The 17,892-nt window shown below is 62.2% G+C and carries 14 protein-coding genes; 2 read left to right on the top strand and 12 right to left on the bottom strand.

The genetic code is table 11. The annotated features are described in order from the left end of the window. Positions 1 to 11: 11 nt before the first annotated feature. The 8 genes from MUM_RS0117230 to MUM_RS0117195 form a co-directional block, all read right to left on the bottom strand. Positions 12 to 2,132, bottom strand: a complete 2,121-nt coding sequence (locus MUM_RS0117230; protein ID WP_010171969.1) for a TonB-dependent receptor — start codon at positions 2,130 to 2,132, stop codon at positions 12 to 14. 360 nt (positions 2,133 to 2,492) lie between these two features. Further along, on the bottom strand, positions 2,493 to 3,452 hold the full coding sequence (locus MUM_RS0117225; RefSeq protein ID WP_010171967.1) for a D-isomer specific 2-hydroxyacid dehydrogenase family protein: 960 nt from the start codon (positions 3,450 to 3,452) through the stop codon (positions 2,493 to 2,495). Beyond that, positions 3,449 to 4,627, bottom strand: coding sequence for an acyl-CoA dehydrogenase family protein (locus tag MUM_RS0117220; RefSeq protein ID WP_010171965.1), 1,179 nt, complete (start codon positions 4,625 to 4,627; stop codon positions 3,449 to 3,451). The genes MUM_RS0117225 and MUM_RS0117220 overlap by 4 nt, the downstream gene beginning before the upstream one ends. A gap of 193 nt (positions 4,628 to 4,820) precedes the next feature. Further along, positions 4,821 to 5,825, bottom strand: coding sequence for an ABC transporter substrate-binding protein (locus MUM_RS0117215; protein ID WP_010171963.1), 1,005 nt, complete (start codon positions 5,823 to 5,825; stop codon positions 4,821 to 4,823). Between the two features lie 13 nt (positions 5,826 to 5,838). Next, complete coding sequence (locus MUM_RS0117210; RefSeq protein WP_010171961.1) at positions 5,839 to 7,182, bottom strand: LLM class flavin-dependent oxidoreductase; 1,344 nt, start codon at positions 7,180 to 7,182, stop codon at positions 5,839 to 5,841. Between the two features lie 13 nt (positions 7,183 to 7,195). After that, positions 7,196 to 8,152, bottom strand: coding sequence for an ABC transporter substrate-binding protein (locus MUM_RS0117205; protein WP_010171959.1), 957 nt, complete (start codon positions 8,150 to 8,152; stop codon positions 7,196 to 7,198). Positions 8,153 to 8,254: 102 nt separating this feature from the next. Then, positions 8,255 to 9,838 carry a rhodanese homology domain-containing protein gene (locus MUM_RS0117200; protein ID WP_010171957.1) on the bottom strand — a complete coding sequence of 528 codons (1,584 nt, stop codon included), beginning with the start codon at positions 9,836 to 9,838 and terminating at the stop codon, positions 8,255 to 8,257. Beyond that, the gene (locus MUM_RS0117195) at positions 9,835 to 10,443 is read right to left on the bottom strand and encodes a cysteine dioxygenase (protein ID WP_010171955.1); all 609 of its coding nucleotides are present in this window, start codon (positions 10,441 to 10,443) and stop codon (positions 9,835 to 9,837) included. The genes MUM_RS0117200 and MUM_RS0117195 overlap by 4 nt, the downstream gene beginning before the upstream one ends. 221 nt (positions 10,444 to 10,664) lie before the next feature. Between MUM_RS0117195 and MUM_RS0117190 the strand changes: the two genes are divergently transcribed. Both MUM_RS0117190 and MUM_RS0117185 read left to right on the top strand, forming a co-directional pair. After that, the gene (locus MUM_RS0117190; RefSeq protein ID WP_010171952.1) at positions 10,665 to 11,570 is read left to right on the top strand and encodes a LysR family transcriptional regulator; all 906 of its coding nucleotides are present in this window, start codon (positions 10,665 to 10,667) and stop codon (positions 11,568 to 11,570) included. Between the two features lie 107 nt (positions 11,571 to 11,677). Continuing rightward, complete coding sequence (locus MUM_RS0117185; protein ID WP_010171950.1) at positions 11,678 to 12,472, top strand: class II aldolase/adducin family protein; 795 nt, start codon at positions 11,678 to 11,680, stop codon at positions 12,470 to 12,472. A 41-nt stretch (positions 12,473 to 12,513) separates the two neighbouring features. On the opposite strand, the gene MUM_RS0117180 is transcribed toward MUM_RS0117185, so the two are convergent. The 4 genes from MUM_RS0117180 to MUM_RS0117165 all read right to left on the bottom strand — a co-directional run bounded on the left by MUM_RS0117180 (position 12,514) and on the right by MUM_RS0117165 (position 17,809). Next, on the bottom strand, positions 12,514 to 14,979 hold the full coding sequence (locus MUM_RS0117180) for a TonB-dependent siderophore receptor (RefSeq protein WP_010171947.1): 2,466 nt from the start codon (positions 14,977 to 14,979) through the stop codon (positions 12,514 to 12,516). Positions 14,980 to 15,097: 118 nt separating this feature from the next. Then, positions 15,098 to 16,087: a FecR domain-containing protein gene (locus tag MUM_RS0117175; RefSeq protein ID WP_029615965.1), complete on the bottom strand. Its 990-nt coding sequence runs from the start codon at positions 16,085 to 16,087 to the stop codon at positions 15,098 to 15,100. A 5-nt stretch (positions 16,088 to 16,092) separates the two neighbouring features. Beyond that, the gene (locus MUM_RS0117170; protein WP_010171944.1) at positions 16,093 to 16,602 is read right to left on the bottom strand and encodes a sigma-70 family RNA polymerase sigma factor; all 510 of its coding nucleotides are present in this window, start codon (positions 16,600 to 16,602) and stop codon (positions 16,093 to 16,095) included. 118 nt (positions 16,603 to 16,720) lie between these two features. Further along, positions 16,721 to 17,809, bottom strand: coding sequence for an LLM class flavin-dependent oxidoreductase (locus MUM_RS0117165; RefSeq protein WP_010171942.1), 1,089 nt, complete (start codon positions 17,807 to 17,809; stop codon positions 16,721 to 16,723). Positions 17,810 to 17,892: the final 83 nt, after the last annotated feature.

Below are 17,892 nucleotides of genomic sequence, written 5' to 3'. Positions count from 1 at the left end.
GAGGGGTAGCGTCAGAGGTCGTAGCGCACGGTCAGCAACAGGGTTCGCGGGTCGTTGACCGAGTAGTAGCGGGCGCCGCTTGAGGGCACGTAGCCCACCGACTGCGGGTAGGCGCGGTCCAGCAGGTTTTTCACCGCGAGGGTGGTGGTCCAGTGACCGTCGCCGCTGATGTAGCGGGTGTTGGCGTTCCAGAAGGTCTGTTGCGGGATTTCCTGGATGTCGTCGTTCAGCGCGTTGGCATAGGACTTGGTCTGGAACTGCGCATCGGTGCCCGCCAGCCAGGTGCCGGGCAACCCGGCAGGAATGGTGTAGTTCAGGCCCAGGCTGGCGTTCCAGCGCGGCGAGAACACCAGTTGCTTGCCGTTGGCATCCACCCCGGCACCGCTGGCGTTCTGGAAGTCGTCGTACTTGCTTTGCAGGTAGCCGACGTTGGCGGTCAATTGCAGGTCGCGACTCAGGGCGGTGAGGGTTTCCAGCTCCACACCGTAGGTGTGGGCGCGGCCAACGTTGGTGCGCAGGCTCACGCCCAGCGCCGGGTCATAGGCGTTGGTTTGCAGGTCCTTGTAGTCGTTGTAGAACACCGCGACGTTGGCCCGCAGGCGCTGGTCGAAGAAGTCGCCCTTGACCCCGGTTTCCCAGGTGGTCACGTCTTCCGGGGAGAACGCCTGTTCGGCGGCGGCCTGGGTCGGTGCGCGGTTGTCGTAACCGCCGGCCTTGAAGCCCTTGGCGACGTAGGCGTACTGGTTCAGGTGCGGAGTCCAGGCGTATTCGAAGCCGATTTTCGGGCTGGTGGATTGCCAGGATTTGCTCGACTCGGCGGTGAAGTTGGTGCCGGTGATTTCCCGGTTGGTGTTGATCGCGTAGTTGGTAAAGTCGAAATTCTTGTGCTCGCGGGTAAAGCGCAGGCCGGCGATCAGCGACAGTTGTGGCGTGAGCTTGTAGGTGCCCTGGCCATACAGCGCGTAGCTTTCGGTGTTGGTGGTGCTGTATTGGCCCTGGCCGATCACCCGGTTGCGGGCGATGGAGTAGGTGAGGTTGTCGCGGTCGGCGTCGAACTTCTCGCGGTACAGGTACACGCCGGTGCTGAAGCTGAAATCGTCGTAGTCGCCGTTGAGCTGGAACTCCTGGGTCGCATAGTTCTGTTTGTACAGGATCAGGTTGTTCTGGATCAGCGCGGCTTGCCCGGAGTTGTCGTAATCCACCGGTTGGTGGAACGCCGAATAAGCGGTCACCGACTTGAAATTCAGGTTGTCATTGATCGCATAGATCGCCCGCAACACCGAGCTGCCCTGGTCCAGGCGGTTTTTCGGGTCGAGGCTGCTGTAGCTCTTGAACTTGTCGAAATGCCCGTTGGCGTCGAAGGGCGTGTAGCTGGTGGTGTCGCCACGGTCGAAGGTGCCGGCCAGGGTCAGTTGCACATCCCAGGGCGAATCCACCGGCTTGTAGCGCAGCTTGCCGCGATAGGACTGGATGTCGACGTTGTTCACGTCCTTGCCACGGGTCGGGTCGGACACGGTGCCGTCGCGGCTCAGGCGAATCGCCGAGAAACTGCCGAACAATGCGTTGTCCACCAGCGGCCCACTGATCAGCAGGCGTGCGTTCTGCGCGTCGTAGTTGCCGGCGCCCAGCTCGACAAAGCCACGGGTTTCCTGGGTGGGGTCGCGGGTGATCACACGGATCGCGCCGGCGCTGCTGTTTCGGCCATACAGCGTGCCCTGTGGGCCGCGCAACACTTCGACGCGTTCCACATCGTTGAAGTCGAGCATCGAGGAAATGGCGCGGGGGATGTACAGGTCATCGGCGTAGACGGCGACGGCGGCTTCCTGGATCGGGTCGGTTTCGCCGATGCCGCGGATGCCATAGGTCTGGGCGCTGTAGGAGATCGACTGGCGGCTGAGTGTCAGGTTGGGTACCTGGCCCGAGAGATCGCGTACGCTGTTGATCTGCTTGTCTTCGAGGGCTTTTTCATCGAACGCGGAAATCGCCAGCGGGGTTTTTTGCAGGTCTTCGCTGCGGTGCTCGGCGGTGACGTTGACCACCGGCAGGGCGGTGTCGTCGGCATGGGCAGTGAGGCCGAACAGGGCGAGGGAGATGGCCAGTGTCAGGCGATTGGGTACGGCGGTAGGACTCATGATGGACCCCTGAGGTGGTTGACGGTTTAGGCAAAGTCGGGCCTCCACCTGGTCAGGGGTCGGTATTGGATGTAACAGTATTTGTATAAATGACGGGCGTAAAAGTCCGATTAGTTATAAGTTAATTATAAAAAATAGGTATGTAGTTGTTTGATTGTGATGCGTAAGGCTGATGATGTTTTTCAGTCAACAAAAAACAAATGTGGGAGCGGGCTTGCTGTGGTGAGTGGGCTTGCTGTGGTGAGCGGGCTTGCCCCGCGCCGGGCTGCGCAGCAGCCCCACCAATCTGTAGTGAACCCGACAGGGGACAAGCCCCCTCACCACAGCAAGCCAGCTCCCACATTTTTAATCGCGCCGGGCTTAGTAACCGCGTTGGGTATCGGCCAGGTTTTCCAGCGGCAGATCACCCAGGTACCTTTCCAGATTGCCCAGAAAACTGTCCGCAATATCATGCCGGCTATGGGTCGAAATCGCCGACGTATGCGGCGACACCCTGACCCTCGGATGCCCGTACAGCGCATGCCCGTCGGGCAATGGCTCGGGCTCGGTCACATCCAGCGAAGCCAGCCCGATATGGCCGCTGTCCAGCGCTTCCAGCAGCGCCTCATGATCCACCAAACCACCCCGGGCAATGTTGATCAGGTGCAACCCCGGCCTGGCACTCGCCAGCACTTCACGATTCACGATATGCCGCGTGGCCTCGGTCAACGGCGCGGCGAGCACCAGGTGATCAGCGCGAGCGAACAGGTCGTGGATATCCCGCGCCGCTTCCACGCCGTCTACGTCAAACGGCGTCTGGCTTTGTCGCAACGCCACGACCTTGATCCCCAGCCCATGAGCCTTCTGCGCCAGGCTGTGGCCAATCGCGCCAAACCCGAGAATTCCCAACGTCGTGCCCTTGAGCGGGCGCAATGGGGTGAATTGCCATTGTGAATCCTGCACCCAGATATCCGGTAAATGCTTGGCCGCGGCGAAGATCGCCGCCAGGGCAAACTCGGCGAGGTTCTCGGCGGCGCTGCCCCGTGAGGTGCTCACCGGCGGCCCGTTGAACAGCCACTTGGGGTAGAAATCGATGCCCGACGACACCACCTGAATCCACTGCACGCCATACGGCCAGCCCGGTGGCGGGGCGTCTGGCGCGGTGTAGCCACGCACATTGATCGGCCGCGCCAGCAGGATATTGGCCTGGGGCGGCAAGTCGCTGGGCACCCCGGCGGGTACACCGATGACCTCGGCACCGGGGTGCGTGAGGGCCAGGCGCTCGCGGATCACTGCGTTGAAATCTTCGTCCAGCTGGCTGGCGATAATCACCTGGCTCATGTGCGTTCCTTCTGTCGTTGAGCGAAGACGGCTTTGCCGACACCTTGCAGCACGGCGTCGTTCTGCGGGGTGTGCACGCGGCTGCAGAGTACGTCGCGGTAATGCCGTTGCAGCGGGCTGTGGCGGGACAAGCCAGGATTGCCGGAGGCCTCGATGGCCAGCTCCACGGCGCGGATTGCGTTGCCGGTCACCAGGTATTTGATTTGCGCGGCATTGGCTGCCGGGGTGTGCCCGTCGGCGGCGGCGTCCAGCAGGCTGCGGTTGGCAAACAGCAGGGTGTCGATATGCCCGACGGTCTCCTGAAAGCGCGGCAAGGTCGACAGCGCCGCACCGAGGTTGGACGGTTTGCGCTGTTCCAGCCAGTCCACCAGCCAGTCGCGCGCGGCCTGGGCCACGGCGTCGTACACCGATGAGAGCAACACCGACATCCACAGGAACCCGTCACCGTCGAGTTCCGCCTGCGGCGCGCTCCAGGGGCTGACGCTGACCGCATGGTCCAACGGCACCAGCACGTTATCGAACACCACTTCGTGGCTGCAGGTGGCGCGCATGCCCAGGTGGTCCCAGGTCTCGACAATGCTGATGCCGGGGCTGTCCTTGTGCACCAGCCAGGCGCCTACCAGCGGGTCTTCATCGCTGCTGCGCGCCCACACGCTGAGCCACGTCAGGCCATGGCTGCCGGTGGAGTAGATCTTGCGACCGCTGATGCGCCAACCGGCGGAGGTACGCCGTGCGATCGTCGCCGGCAGCCCGCCACGGGCCGGGGTGCCGAGGTCGGGTTCGACCCGCAGGGCGTTGATCAGCGCGCCATTGCGCACCGCGTCTTCGGCCACTTGGGTGCGCAAGGCAGGCGGCCAGGTTTTGCTGTCTTGCAGGCGGGTGTGTTGCAGGTACTGCATCACCAGGATCAACGCGGTGGAGGGTTCGCCCTTGGCGATGGCGCTGATGGCCTTGCGCGCCTGGGCCAGGTTGGCGCCGCCACCGCCCAGCGCCTTGGGCACGGTCAGGGCGACCAGTCCGTGCTGGTGCAGCAGCGTGAAGTTATCGTGGGGGAACGCGCCGCTTTCATCGTAAAGGTGGGCGGTGGCGGCGAGCTGGCTGCCGAGGCGTTCCAGCAAGGCTTCGAAATTGGCCACTTCCACGGAGCGCAGTGACGGTTGAGAAGAAAGGCTCATGATGGGTGTACTCGTTCAAAAGGTGGGAGCGGGCTTGCGGTGGTGAGCGGGCCTGTTGTGGTGATCGGGCTTGTTGTGGTGAGCGGGCTTGCCCCGCGCTGGGCTGCGAAGCAGCCCCATCAATCGGGAGACAAGCCCCCTCACCACAGCAAACCCGCCCCCAAATGGGTTATTCGGCGTTTTTGAAGGCCAGTTATATCGGCAGCAACTTGAACTGCCGATCCCATAACGGGCTGACATCCAGCCGCTCGCTCAACACCCCGGCGTTGAAGAACAGATCCGCCACTTCCTGCTGCGAAGCGATGGCCTGGTCGTTCACCTCAATCACGCTATAGGGCTGGCTGCGGTTGTTGTACACGTCGAGGAACACCGCTTTATCCACCCCCAGCAACTTCGCTGATTTCTCGGCCCAGGGCTCGGGGTTGTTGTTCATCCATTCCAGGGTGCGCGCCTGGCGTTGCAGGTAATCCTGGATCGCCTGTTTGCGCAGCGGGTCTTCCAGGGCGGCGGGGCGGGCGCCGATCAGGTAGTTGCCGGAGAGGTAGCCGAGGGCGGTTTTCAACACCCGGGCACCGCTGCGGAATTTCGCCAGTTGGATAAACACCCCATAGATCACCCAGGCGTCCAGCTGGCCGCTCTGGAACGCACTGAAACCATCCTGCGGCGTCAGTGCCACGGGGGTGATGTCGTTGAATGTCAGCCCTTGTTCCTTCAAGGCTTTGATCAAGAAGTAGTGGGACGTGGTGGAGCGCACGTAGCCCACACGTTTTCCTTTGAGCTGGGCGATGGATTCAATTTTCGAATCCTTGGGAATCAGGATCACCTGGTTATTCACGTCGCCTTGGAGCACCGCGATCAGCTTCGGTTCGCGGTGGCTCTGGATCGAAAAGATCGGTGGGATCTCGCTCATGCCGCCAATGTCGAGGCTGCCCGAGGCCAGCGCTTCGACGATCAGGTTGCCGCCGGCAAACTCGGCGTAGTCGACCTTGTAGGGGGTGTCGGAGGTGCCGGCGTCGTCGGTGAAATACGAGTCCTGGCCACGGTAGGTGGCGACGGCGAGGGTCAGGTCCGAGAGCTTCGCCGGCCCCGCAAAAGCCCGTGGCACCAGCGAGGCGAGGCCCAGTGCGCCCAGGGCAATCGAACTGGCGCCCAGGAAGCCGCGACGATTGAACTGTCCCTGTTTGATCGTGTTCGTCATGGTCGTGCCCTGGTCAGATGGCGAGCTGTGTGGGTTGGGTTTCAAAGGCGGCGCTGTAGCGGTTGGCCGGTACGTCGAGGCCCAGGTTGTCGCGCAGGGTGACGCCGCTGTATTCACTGCGGAACAGGCCGCGCTGTTGCAGCACCGGCACCACCAGCTCGGTGAAGTACTGGAGGCCATCCGGCAGCAGTGAATTGATGATGAACCCGTCGGCAGCGTCGGCTTCGAACCAGGTCTGGATCGCGTCGGCGACTTGCTCCGGGGTGCCGACAAAATCCCGCTTGGGCCGGGAGAACCGCAGGGCCACTTCCCGCAGGGTCAGGCCCTCGTCGCGGGCCAGTTGCTTGATGCGGTCGGAGCCGCCTTTTTGGCTGTTGGAACCCAGGTCGCCGAGTTCCGGGAAGGGTTCGTCCAGCGGGTACTGGCTGAAGTCGTGGTCGTTGAACGGGCGGCCCAGGGCGACGATGGCATCCTCGACGGTCACCAGGTCCACCGCTTGCTGATAGCGGCTTTCCACCTCGGTCTCGTCGCGGCCCACAATCGGGCGGATGCCCGGCAGGATCGACAACTGATCGGCGTCACGGCCAAAACGGCGGGCGCGTTTTTTCAGGTCCTGGGCGTAGGCTTTTGCTTCGTCGAAGGTCTCGGCGTGGACGAAAATCGCGTCGCTGTTTTCGGCCGCAAAATTGCGCCCGTCCTCGGAGGTGCCGGCCTGGAAAATCACCGGTTGGCCCTGGCGCGAGCGGGCGATGTTCAGTGGGCCCTTGACCGAGAAAAACTCGCCTTTGTGCTTCAGCGCGTGCAGCTTGCCAGGCGTGAAGAACTCGCCGCTCTGCTTGTCGTAGGCGAAGGCATCGTCTTCCCAGGAATCCCACAGGCCCTTGACCACGTTTACGTGCTCCTTGGCGATGCGATAGCGCACGGCATGCGGCGGGTGCTCGGCCTTGCCGAAGTTGTCGGCGGTGCCGCTGAGCCACGAGGTGACCACGTTCCAGCCGGCGCGGCCGCCGCTGATGTGGTCCAGCGAGGCGAACTGGCGCGCCACCTGGAACGGTTCGGTGTAGCTGACGGTGACCGTCGCCACCAGGCCGATATTCGAGGTCAGGGCCGCCAGGGCTGAAAGAATGGTCAGTGGCTCAAAGCGGTTGAGGTAGTGCGGGCTGGATTTTTCATGGATATGCAGGCTGTCGGCGATGAACACGAAATCGAACTTCGCGCCTTCGGCCAGTTGCGTCTGGTGTTTGTAGAACCCGAAGTTGACGCTGGCATTGGGTTGCGCCTGCGGGTGGCGCCATTCGCCCCAGCCGTGACCGACGCCGTGCACCATGGCACCGAGTTTCAGTTGGCGTTTGCTCATGATCGATCTCCTGTTAGCGGGAAGCTTGGGTGAGGGGGGCACGCTTGGCGTTGAAGCTCTTGTCGAAGCCTTGGGAGACGTCGATGTGTTTGGTCAGCAGGCCTTCTTCCTGGTAGATGTCGGCGGTGGCTTGCAGGCCGCTGATCACCGTGTCGTCAATCACGACCGGCTGCATATGGGTGGCGTTGGCGACGGCCACGTGCACCTCCAGCGGCAAGCCGGTGATTTTCGCCATGGCCGCGGCGAATTCCTGCGGATGCTCGTTGCTCCAGCGGTAGGCACGGTCGACCCGGGCGACAAAGTCATCCAGTTGCACGCGCTTGTCGGCGATCGCCTTGCTGGTGGCGGCGAGGTACAGGTGATTGCTCAGCAGGTTGTTGCCGCTGGCAAGGACCCTGGCCTGGCTTTGGGAGGTGACGACGGTGGTGTAGGGATCCCAGGTGGACCAGGCATCCGCTGTCCCGTTGTCCAGTACCAGGCGTGACTCGCTGGGCAGCAGGAAGATGAACTGCACGTCGTGGGTGGACAGGCCGGCGCTGCGCAACGCCTTGATCGCCAGGAAGTGCCCGATGGAGCCACGGGTGGTCACGATGCGCTTGCCCTTGAGGTCGGCGAGGTCGTGGATCGGGGAGTTCTTGGGCACGATGAGCGCGGTGGTGTTGCGGCCTTCGGCGTGGATGATGCTGACCACCTTCAACGGTGCACCGGCACCGAGGGCGAACACATAGGGCGCATCGCCCAGGGCGCCGATGTCCACGGCACCGGCGTTGAGGGCTTCGCCCAACGGCGCGGCGGCGGGGAATTCGGACCACTGGATTTCGTAGGGCACATCCCGGGTTTCGCCGGCGACTTCCAGCAGGGCCTTGATGGTGGATTTTTGGTTGGCCACCCGCAGGGGTTGCAGGTCGGCGGCCTGGCAGGTCGCGCCCAGGGTGAGGGCGGCCAGTAAAAGGGCGAGGGTAAAGCGCATCGGGGGTGCTCCAGGCTAAGTCTTGCGTTCAGTCACCTCCGCCTGGAGAAGGGGTCGGCTGGTAATGGGAACAGGAGCGAGCAGGCTCGCTCCAGGTGGGGTTCAGATCACATAGAACCCATGGGTACCGTCGCGGGCCAATTGGTCCACCAGGCCGAACTCCCAGTCGAGGTAGGCCTGCATGGCTTCCCGCGGGTTGTCGGTGCCTTCATACGGGCGGCGGTAGCGGTCGATGCGGGGCGAGGCGAGGCGGGTTTCGCCTTCTTCCAGGGGCAGTTGTGCGGCGATCCAGCTGGCGGTGCCGTCCTGCAGCAGGAACACTTGCTTGCCGGTCAGTGCTTCCACCTCGGCTACCGCGAGGCGCGCCAGTTGGCTGCTGCCGCAGGTCAACACGTAGCGTTCGGCGGCGGGCACCTTGCGCAAGGCGTCGGGCAGTTGTGCGCGCAACGCCCACCACGCACCGGGAATGTGGCGCTTGACGTAATTGGCGCTGCTGGTGAAGTCCAGCACCGCGGTGTCGCCGTGTGCCTGCCATTCGGCCAGGGTCCGGGGGCTGATCAGTTCGGCCTGTTGCGGTGCCGGAACCGGGGCGACCCAGGCTCCCTGCTCGCTGAAGTGCGCGGGTTGCAGGTCATCCAGCACATGCACTTCCCAACCCAGTTGCGCGAGCCAGGACGCAGACATATTGGCCCGCACACCGTCGTCATCCGCCAGCACCAGCCGGGCGCCACGCACGCTGGCGACGTGATCGGTTTCCTGTACCAGTTGGCCGCCGGGTGTAGAGCGCGCGCCGGGCAGGTGGCCGGCTTCGAATTCTTCCGGGGTGCGTACGTCGAACAGGTAAGTGGTGCGTGTCGCTTCCTGCTGCCAGCGGTGCAGATCGGCGAGGGTGGCGCGGCCTACGCGGGCCTTGTCGGCGACTTGGCGGGCGTCCCTGGCGGCAATCTGGCGATGTTCTTCTGAGGTCGGCGCAAAGCGTCGGGCCTGGCCGTGTTGCAGCGTCTGCCCGGCCAGGGTCCAGCCGATGGTGCCGTTGCGCAGGGCGGACACCGGGTTGGCGATGCCGGCGTTGATCAGTGACTGCGTGCCGATGATGCTGCGGGTGCGCCCGGCGCAATTGACGATGATACGGGTGGCCGGGTCGGGCGCCAGTTCACGGGCGCGCAGCACCAGTTCAGCCCCCGGCACGCTGATGCCGGTGGGAATGCTCATGGTCTGGTATTCATCAAAGCGGCGGGCGTCGAGCACCACCACGTCGGCGTTGCTGTCGAGCAATGCCTGCACTTCTTCAGCCGCCAGGGACGGCGTGTGGCGCTGGCTTTCCACCAGTTCGCCGAAGGATTTGCTGGGTACATTAACGTCGATAAACAATTCGCCGCCGGCGTTGCGCCAACCGTCCAGGCCGCCTTCCAGCAGGCTGACCCGGGTGTAGCCGAGGGCGTGCAAACGCTGGGCGGCGATCTGCGCCAGGCCTTCACCGTTGTCGTACACGGTCACGTGGGTGTCCAGGCGCGGAATGCGCGAATACACCTCCAGTTCCAGTTTCGACAGCGGGATATTCGCGGCGAACAGCGGGTGGGATTCAGCGAAGGGCGCTTCCTCGCGCACATCCACGAGGGCAACTTCTTCATGGTCCGACAGGGCCTGGCGAATCTGGGCGAAGGTGCGGTTCGATGCAGTACTCATAGGGCAGGGCTCTCTTTGGACAAATCCCAGATGTTCGGGAGAAAGGCGTTGGAATAACCGGAGATAAACAGTTTCTCGCTGCCGTCCGGCTGATACACGGCGCGGCGCACGGCACCGATATTGGCGCCGTACACGTGAATGCTGATGGACACCTGGTCGTCGAAGGCATTGCTGACTTGATGGATGTCGCCGATCTTTGGCGACACGGCTTCCACCTGGCCGGGTTCCAGCTGGATGGGTTTTCCATCCGGGATCAACGCGCCCTCGGCGTTGCGCTCAAACCCCTGGGAATACTCGGCGCCGCGCAGCATGCCGATCAGCCCCCACACCCGATGGTCATGGATCGGCGTGGTTTGCCCCGGCCCCCACACAAAACTGACAATGCTGAAGCGCTGGCGCGAATCGGCGTGCAGCAGAAATTGTTGATAACGCTCAGGGTTGGGTTGGGCAAATTCGTCCGGCAGCCAGTCATCGTGGCTCACCAGTTGCGCCAGCAGCTTGCCGCCGCGGTGCAGCAGGTCACCTTCGCGAGGGTTGCCGTCGATCAATTCCGCCAGGGCGCCAATGAATGCTCTGAGTCTCTCCGGGTGTCGGGCCTGGGTCATGACAATTCCATCGTGGGTGTGGTTCGTGGTGATGGGTTTATCTAAGCATAATGTTTATAGTTAATATGCTATTTTTTAATGATTAGGTTATAGCGGAAAGTAATTTAGAACCGGTTTGAATAGCGTTAGACGTTATCGATCGGGTGGCGGGCTATCCAGCCACCGTTTATGGAACTATGCTTTTCACACATCTTAATGACTGTTCTCTATGTGCGGCCCAAATGAAAATTGACGATATCGATGCCTTTGTCGAAGTGATTCGTTGCCAGTCCATCAGCCACGCCGCCGAGTCGTTGCAACTGACCCAGCCGGCGATCACCCGTCGCGTGCAGAACTTCGAGCAGGCGCTGGGGGTGGAGCTGTTCGACCGCAACACCAAGCCGCTCAAGCCTACTTTGATCGGTACGCGGGTGTATGAACAGTGCCGTTCGATCCTGCGGGAAATGGACGCCCTGCGCGAACTGGTCGCGACCGACGCACCGCCCACCGGCCTGCTGCGCCTGGGCGTGCCGCAAACCATCGGCGACGTGGTGCTGCTGGATGCCCTCAAGCATCTGCGCAGCGAATACCCCGAGCTGCGGGCCCAGGTGGCCACCGGTTGGGGCAGCCAACTGGTGGGCAAGATCGAGCGCGGCGAACTGGACGCAGCAGCGGCGCTGTTCCCGGCGGGCAAGATCTTCCCGGACAACATCGTCGGCGAATCCATCGGCAAGATGGAACTGGTGGTGGTCTGCGCCAAGGCCCAACTGCCGAAAAAGCCGTGCAAGCTGGCCGATGTGTACCAGAGCGGCTGGATCCTCAACCCGGATGGCTGTGGCTTCCGCGCCGGGTTGCAACGCACCCTGTCGGACCAGGGCCTGGCCTTGCGGGTCAACCTGGAGACCTTTGGCACCGAGCTGCAATTGGGCCTGGTGGCTGACGGCCTGGGCCTTGGCCTGGTGCCACGCCCGCTGCTGGAACGCAGTGCCCATCGGGATCAACTGGCGGCCATGCCGCTGAAGGATTTCAAGCCAGTGATGGACCTGTGGCTGATCTACCCGCACTTCCTTGGCAACCTGCAAGGGCCGGTGGATGCCTTTGGCAAGTTGGTGGCGACATCGTTGCACAAGATCCGGAATGCGGCGTGATATGAAAAAAAATAATAATTAGCTTAGATTAAAATGTGCTTTTTATTATTTTTTGGCATCCCATAGGCTTGCCTGGAAGTCCTTAAGGCCATCCAGGAAGTTTTGCCATGAGCAGCGTCACCTCGATCTCCAGTGTCTCGAACAACGTTCGCCAGCGGGTTACTCCGGAAGAGTGGGAGGTGCGCGTCAAGCTGGCGGCGGCCTATCGGCTGGCGGCCTTGTACAAGTGGACCGACCACATCTACACCCACTTCTCCGCCCGCGTGCCGGGGCCTGAGGAGCATTTTCTGATCAACGCCTATGGGTTGTTGTTCGATGAGATCAGCGCTTCCAACCTGGTCAAGGTGGACATCGACGGCACCATCGTCGATGACCCCACCGGCCTGGGTATCAACTACGCGGGCTACGTGATCCACAGCGCCATCCATGCGGCTCGCCACGACCTGCAAGCGGTGCTGCATACGCATACTCGCGACGGCATTGCGGTGTCGGCGCAGAAGGACGGGTTGTTGCCGATCTCCCAGCACTCCATTGGTTTTTCCGGGCGCGTGGCGTATCACGGGTATGAAGGCGTGGCCCTTGACCTGGACGAGCGTGAGCGGCTGGTGGCGGACCTGGGGGACAAGAGTGTGATGATCCTGCGTAACCACGGGCTGCTGACAGCGGGGGTGAGTGTGGAGCATGCGTTTCAGCAACTGCAGGGGTTGGAGCGGGCGTGCAATATCCAGATCGCGGCGCAGGCGGGGGGGAATGCCGAGTTGATCTTTCCGCCGGCCGAGGTGGTGGCCAAGGTGGAGAAGCAGGCTGAGGTGTTCAAGAGCGGTGATGGGCCCGGCGTGGCGCGGCACTGGAATGCGCTGATTCGGCAGTTGGAGCGCAGCGATACCGACTACAAGAACTGATCGGTGCGGTGAGAGAGACTGCTCTCTCACCGCAGGTCGGGTCAGAAGCTGTACTTGGCGGTCACCGAGAAATTGCGCGGATCGCCATACACATCATACGGACTCCATGTGCTATTGCCGGCGATGCCCTGATAGTACTTTTTGTCGAACAGGTTGTTGACGTTCAGCCGGGTATCGAGGTGTTGATTGACCTTGTAGCCCACCATCAATCCCACCAGTGCATAGGCCTCCTGTTCGATATGGTAAGGGCCGAAACTGGAGTTGCTGCCCTTGTTGAACATGCTGCTCTGGCTATACAGGTTGGCGCCGACACGCCACTGATTCAGCTCCCCTGGCAGGGTGTACACGGTGTTCAACTTGAACATGTGGCGTGGCAGGTCGGTGTCGAACAGACGGCCTTCCTTGGTGCGGTCGGCGTCCTTGCGGTACTTGGCCTGGGCGAAGGTGTAGCCGGCGCCTACTTGCCAATCAGGGGTCAGGGCGCCGATCAGTTCCAGGTCGATACCCTGACTGCGGACCTTGCCGGCGGCTTCGTAGCAGTACACACCGTCGTTGCTGCGCGCGCACTGGGACTGGTTGTCGAGCAAGGCCGCGCGGTTTTCCTGGTCGATCTGGAAGAGCGCGGCACTGGCATTGAGCGCGCCGCCGAAGTATTCACCCTTGATACCTATTTCGTAGTTCTTGCCCTCGATCGGCTTGATTACCGAGTTGTCGTTGGCGATCTCGCTTTGCGGCATGAAGATGTCGGTGTAGCTGGCGTAGACCGAGTGGTGCTCGTCCAGTTCATAGATCACACCCGCGTAGCGCGTCAGGTTGCGGGTGACCTTGTACTGGCTGTTGGTGTAGTAACCGTCATTGATCTGGTTGTAGATCGAGGTGGTGTCATACCAGTCCAGGCGTGCGCCGAGGATGACTTTCAGCGGGTCGGTGATGCTCCAGCGGGTGGTGATGTAGAGACCTTCCTGGTCGACTTTTTCATTCAGGTCGTAGCTGTCCGGCACAGTGGGCTTGGGTACGCTGCGGGGGCTGAAGTTGATGATGTCGGCCACTGGAATGAACATGTTGCCGCCCTTGCCGCTGGTCTTGAGTTGGCGCTTGCTGGCACCCACCACCAGTTCATGCTGGCGCCCCAGCAGGCTGAACGGCCCGCTGGCGTAGGCGTCATAAGTGGACTGATCGTAGTTGCGGGTCTGGTTGAACACCCGTTGCTGATAGGCGCCGTAGTGTTCCAGTACGGCACCGGTCAGCGCGAAGTCAGACCAGTTCTTTGACGCGGCCAGGTGCAGGCGCCAGTCATTGTCGAAACGATGATCCAGCTCGGCAAATACGGTTTTGTTGTCGATGTCCTGGTGGCTCCAGCTGTATCCAAAGGTCTTGGAGCGCGAAAAATTGGCATGGCTGCCGTCGCTGTTGACCGGTAACCCACCCCAGTTGATGTTGTTGTTATCGTTCTGGTCCGACGCTCCAAGCGTCAGGGTGGTGCTGTCGCTCAGGTCGAACTCGCTGATGCCGTAGAACACCCCCCGTTCGCGGCCGGCGTAATCCTGGAAGCTGTCCTTGTCCTGATACGCCCCGACAAACCGTCCACGCACGCTGGCGCTGTCGTTGAGAGGGCCGGACACGTCCAGCTCGGAGCGGTAATTGTCCCAACTGCCGGCGCTGCCCGTGACGCTGGCCTGGAACTCCCGCGTCGGTCGCTTGCGCACCATGTTGATGGCCGCGGACGGGTTGCCTGCACCTTGCATCAGCCCGGTGGCGCCGCGCACGATTTCCACGTGGTCGTAGGGCGCCATGTCGGCAGCGGCTACCCAGTCGGCGTTGTAAGTGGTGGGCAATCCGTCGAACATCAGGTTGTTGATGGGGAAACCGCGGGAGAAATACTCACTGTTGGCCGGCCGTGCTGCGGACATGCGCAGCCCTGGGGTGGCTTGCACCACATCGTCGAGGCTGCGCATGCCTTGGTCGTCCATGCGTTGACGGGTGATGACGGTCACCGATTGCGGCGTTTCACGCAGCGACAGCGGCAGCTTGGTGGCGGTCTGCATCGAGCCGGTGGCGTAGGAACCGGTATTTTCCGTGGTAGCACCCAGCCCCGTGGCATTGATATTGGTGGCACCGAGCTCCAGGGCACCCTTGCTTTCGGCCTGGGGCACCAGTACATAGCTGCCGTTGGTTTGCAGCGCGGCGGTGTAACCGCTGCCCGCCAGAATCCGCGCAAAGCCTTGGGCTACTGTGTAGGCACCCTCGAGGCCCGGGCTGTTTTTGCCGGCGGTCAGGCTCGCGTTGGCGGAAACCGCAATGGATGCTTGCAATCCGAACTGGCCCAGCACCTGGTCCAGCGGCCCTGCGCCGACCGCGAAGTGGATCTGCCTGTCCGCCGTTTGCGCCAGGGCGACCGGTGCGAGCACGCTTTGCGCAAGTACCGCACCGCTGAACAGGACCAGGCTGAGGGTTGATGCACAGCGATGATTGCTGCTGCGTGGGCGAGGGGCGGAGCGGTCGTTCATGGCAGGTTTCCGGAGTCAGGAGGAGGGCTTTCCCGCCACTGCAATGAGCGGGATTCGCCCATAAGCCAAACGAGAATGAAAAACCTGCCGCTTTTTTCAGTTTATTTTCACGACAGGCTCATCGCGTGGTGAGGGTGACCCAATAACGGGTGCGCTGTTGTACCTTCACCGGCAGGCTTTGTTCGAGCATTGCGAAGATCTGCCCAGGGTTGTTCAGCGGGTAAGATCCGCTCAGTCGCAAGTCCGCGACTGCCGGTTCACAGCGCAAAATACCGGGCAGATAGCGGGTCAGCTCCTGCGCGAAATCCGCAAGTCGCATGCGTTCGGCCACGATGAATCCGTCGATCCATGCCGTTTCGTTCAGGCTGGCCGGTTGTGCCGGGTAGACGCGAGTGCTGCTGATCCAGGCCTGTGAGTGGGCGTCTACCACCAGCGCCTCGCCCCCTGCCTTGAGGCTCGCCGCGACCCGGCCGCTGCTGACGGCGACCCGGGTTCCGCGGCCATCGTCTTCGCGGCGCACAGTGAAGCGCGTGCCCAACGGTTGCAGGCGCGCTTCGGCCGTGTACACCAACAAGGGGCGCCGGGCGGGGTCGCTGGCGGTGAGGATGTCGACTTCGCCTTGACGCACGGTCAGGCGGCGTTCCTGGGCATCGTATTGCGCATCCAGCAGCGTTCGGGTGTTAAGCCAGATTTGTGTGCCGTCGCTCAGGGTGTGGTGGCGGCGTTCGCCGGTGGCGGTGTGGTAGTCGGCCAAGGCGCTTTGAATCCAAAAGCTGTCGCTGGCCTGCCAGGCGGTACCGCCCAACAAGCCGGCACCCAACAGGATTTTCAGCACCTGGCGACGATCACGCTCCAGGGTTCGGGTCTGTTGCAAGGTCTGGCGTGCCAGCGGAGTGCTCAGTTGCTGGCTGCGCCGTTGCAACTGCTGGGTGAGGGTAGTGAAGCGTTGCCAGGCGCGTTCGTGTTGGGGATCGGCCTGGCGCCACTGTTGCAACTGTTCCTGCTGCTGCGGGCTGATCTCACCCGATTGCGCCAGGGTGAACCAGGCGACAGCCTGGTCACGCACGGATTCGGGGATGGGGTGTTCCTGAAGATCCTGAACCGACACGGCGCTTACTCGAACTGGCTGGCGTAGCACAGCGTGAATGCCTTGCTCATGGACTTTTGCACCTTGTCGACACTCAGGCCCAACTGGCTGCCGATCTGCTTGTAGGTCAGCCCGTCGAGCTGCGACAGCAGGAAGATTTCGCGCATGCCGGCGGGCATTCCGTGCAGCAGTTCATCGACTTCCACCAGAGTTTCGATCAGCAGGTATTTGTCTTCCGGCGATATCTCCAGCGCTTGTGGTTGCTCGGCCAACACGTGTTGGTAAGCGCGCTCCACGGCCTGGCGGCGCCAGCGGTTGATCAGGAGGCTGTTGGCGATGGTGGCGAGGTAGGCCAAGGGCTGGCGCAACTCATTGACCGGACGCCGCGCACCGATGATTCGCACGAAGGTGTCCTGGGCAAGATCATCGGCATCGGCGGTTTCGTGCAGACGTTTGCGCAACCAGTTTTTCAACCACCCACTGTGTTCAAGGTAGAGGTGTTCGACGTCCTGTTCGAAACTGCTGCGGTTGTTCATGGAGTGCAGGTGCCAGCTAGTGATTGATAATTATTCTCAACTTTAGCGTGGCGAGAGGGTTGGATGCAATCAGCGATTTTCTCTGCTGGAGCTGCGTGGGCAGCTCCCGCAGGTGGTGTCAGGCGACTTTTTCAGCCGCCTGCCGCTCCCGTTCAGCCACCAACTGGCGGGTCAGCGGAATCAGCCGCTTCCCATAGTCAATCGCATCATCAAGCGGATCAAACCCACGAATCAAAAAGGTCGTGATACCCAGGTCGTAATAGTCGAGCAGAGCCTCAGCCACCTGATCAGCAGTGCCCACCAGCGACGTCGAATTCCCCTGGGCCCCCAGCAACCCGGCAATCCCGGTCCACAACCGCTTATCCAGACGCGACCCCTGGGCCGCCGCCGCCAACAACCGACGCGACCCCTCATTCGGCGGTTCACGCTTCACAAACCCATTCTTCTCAGCCAACGCCGTCGCCTGCTCCAGGATGCGATCCGCACGCTCCCACGCCAGCGCTTCCGTCTCCGCCAGGATCGGCCGCAACGACAAACTGAAGCGAACCGTACGCCCATGTTTGGCTGCCTCAGCGCGCACCTGAGAGACCACTTCCTTCACCTGCTCGTAGGTCTCACCCCACAGCGCATACACATCCGCATGCTTGCCCGCCACCGCAATGGCGGCCGCTGAAGACCCGCCAAAATACAGCGGAATATGCGGCTGCTGCGGCGACTTCACCGTCGAAAACGCACCCTCGTACTGGTAGTAAGTGCCGTGATGGTCGAAGGGTTTTTCACTGGTCCATTCCTGGCGCACCACGCTCAAGTATTCGTCGGTGCGCGCATAGCGCTCGTCCTTGTCGATATGGCTGCCGTCGGCCCGCAGTTCACGGTCATCGCCGCCGGTGATGATGTGCACGGCGGTGCGTCCACCGTTGAACACATCCAGCGTGGCGAATTGCCGGGCGGCGAGGGTGGGTTGGGCAAACCCGGGTCGATGGGCAATCAGGAACTTCAATTTGCGGGTCACGCTGGCCGCGTGGGCGGCGATCAAGGTGCTGTCCGGGCTGTTGGAGTGGAAGGCCACCAGGGCGCGGTCGAAGCCGGCCTCTTCGTGGGCGCGGGCCACGGTTTCCACGTAGTCGGGTTGCAAGGTCGGGCCGCTGCGGGGGTGGATCTCCGAGGCGTGGTGGCCGCCGATATAGCCGATAAATTCGATGCTCATGGTCAGTCCTTGTTGAGGGCAGGAATAAAGCTGGTATCGAAAATAGGGGCAGTGCCCGGGCCTGTAAAATGCCGATTGGTTCT

The organism is Pseudomonas sp. PAMC 25886, from assembly GCF_000242655.1.
Classification (GTDB): domain Bacteria; phylum Pseudomonadota; class Gammaproteobacteria; order Pseudomonadales; family Pseudomonadaceae; genus Aquipseudomonas.
This window is presented reverse-complemented; position numbering and strand designations above follow the sequence as displayed.